Source organism: Chryseobacterium sp. P1-3 (assembly GCF_000738495.1).
GTDB lineage: Bacteria > Bacteroidota > Bacteroidia > Flavobacteriales > Weeksellaceae > Chryseobacterium > Chryseobacterium gallinarum.
This window is the reverse complement of the sequence record NZ_JPEQ01000037.1, coordinates 1-2,158: the sequence shown is the minus strand read 5'-3', so window position 1 is coordinate 2,158 and position 2,158 is coordinate 1. Positions and strand designations below refer to the sequence as shown.

The window sequence follows — 2,158 nt, the reverse complement described above, 5'->3', positions numbered from 1 at the left end:
TCCTTTCCATTGTACTTATAATTAAAATATCCTCCTAAAACCCTCTTCCCTGGCCAATATGGTTTAACCCGAACGGATAATAATTGTTAGTATCCGTCACTTGAGCAACACCTGCGCTGTTTTTAATATAGCTTACCCTCGCATTTCCAAGGTGATCCCTGTATTGGTAAATATAGCGGTTTTCAGCGAAACTATAAAATCCTTCTGCTGTTGGTACAAAATCAAGACGCCATTCCGGGGTAATAACGCCCGGCTCAAGAATTTCCCCGGATTCCTTATAAGCCTCCTTTTCAAAAGCTACACTTGTACGGCACCATAGGCAAGGTTCAATAACTTCACGATATTTATACTGGAAACCATCCAGGTAATCGGTAATAACATTAGTGGTTGATTGTCCTCTTCCTCCTCCTGAAGTATTGAGTTTACGGAGTTTTATCCCATCTGCACGATAAAGGTATTGCAACCTGAAATTCTTAGTCCCGAAAAAAGGGTCAGTTTGGGTAATGGAATAGGCATCGGGTAAACTCAGGTAATTATATGCAATATTCTGAATTCCTTTATCTTTTAAATTGAGCATATTCCCGTTCTGGTCATAATCTATGATATTATTTCCGCCTTCATAGCCGGTATCGTTCAGAGAATGTTCTATCACCTGGTTCAAACGGTTGCCGGTATAGTTATACTCTAAATCATCAACCACCGTGGAAGTGCTTCCCAATACCGGGAAAGCATTTCTTTTCAGGGTCATAATATTGCCATTCGTGTCATAGGTAAGATGTTCATTAAAGTTATTGTTGTATGGATTGGTGGCATTAGGCTCCGTATAGATACCATCCTTTAACCTGTTGAGGCCATCATAGGTATAGGAATATCTTTTTAAAACATCCTCTGAAGAGTTTCTCCAGTCTACCTCTGCAATATTCCCGTTAAACCTACCTGAAGCTAAATTGGTATACACAGGATTAGTATATTTGATTTCATAGCCAAACAATTTCCCATTCAGGTTGGCAGGATCATTGATCCTGGTCATCCAGCCCCTGATATTGTAGGCATAATCAATACTCTGCAAGTTATTGCCTACTTTTTTTATTGGTTAGCTGAGAAAGTTCATTATAGGTATTCTGGGCCAGAATCTCTTCAGGATTATTATCTACCTGGTGTCTGTGCACCAACAGCCTGTTTTGGGAATCATATTCAAAGTTTTCTGTAATAATCCTTTCTGTATCGGTATCCAGTCTCTTATGTCGGGTGACAACCTGTTGAGCAACGCCTGCAAAATCCAGTTTGGATTCTGTTTTGGTATAACCTCCCAAATGGTTGATGGAATGGGTTCCTATTACTCTTCCTTTGGTATCGTAGTAGGTATAATTTTTCGTCCAGTTGTCATCTTCAATATTTTTCACCAAACTCATGGTAGGAAGTCCTTTGGTGCTTCTTCCATCTGAAGTTGACGTTTCTGTTAATACAGCAGTTCCCTGGATACTTGTAGGAAAAGATGGGTTGAAACTATAGCCCTGAGGATAAGTATCATAGTAATTAATACTCAATACGGTTTCTAAATTATGAAAATATATATTGGAATAATAAATGGTCATTCCATTTTTTACAAAGCCTCCAGGTTCCCTGTTTTCTGTAATAACAAGGTCAGATATTTGGCTCTGCATACTGATTCTACTTTCACCAGATTGAATCCCAGTATAAGCTACTCTTCCAAACTGATCATATTTAGTAATTAACCATTTGTTTTGTGCTCGGAGATTAGCATCCTGGAATAAAATCAAACGATCAGCCCCATCATATACCATATATTCCCAACCTTTACCCGGTAGCTTCTTTTCTACAAGCCTTCCTTTACCATCATAACGGTACTGATAGCACAAGTCGTTCAGCAAATCGTCCGTGATTGATTTATGAACAGCATTGGGAGGAATAACAAAGGCAAGTTGGTTGTATTCATTGTAAACATAATAGGTATCAATATTTTTTACCCCATCTGTTTTACGTACCAGCATAATTTGCCCCTGCCCATTTTTAAACTCTCGTGTTTCATTTCCATCTTCATCTTTTACTGTATTTTTATATAGTTGATTGGGAGCAAAGGTTTGTGTTGATGATAAACTCAGAATACTTTTAGTCGCATTGTTTTCCCAGGTTGTGG

1 protein-coding gene and 1 pseudogene are annotated in these 2,158 nt (G+C 38.4%); both read right to left on the bottom strand.

Going from position 1 to position 2,158, the window contains the following annotated elements; translation table 11 throughout:
- Positions 1-34: 34 nt before the first annotated feature.
- Entirely contained in the window at positions 35-1,069 is a 1,035-nt protein-coding gene (locus HX13_RS21625) for a hypothetical protein (protein ID WP_050022748.1), read from the bottom strand.
- Between the two features lies 1 nt (position 1,070).
- Positions 1,071-2,158, bottom strand: a pseudogene (locus HX13_RS22720) (RHS repeat-associated core domain-containing protein); the annotation flags it as partial.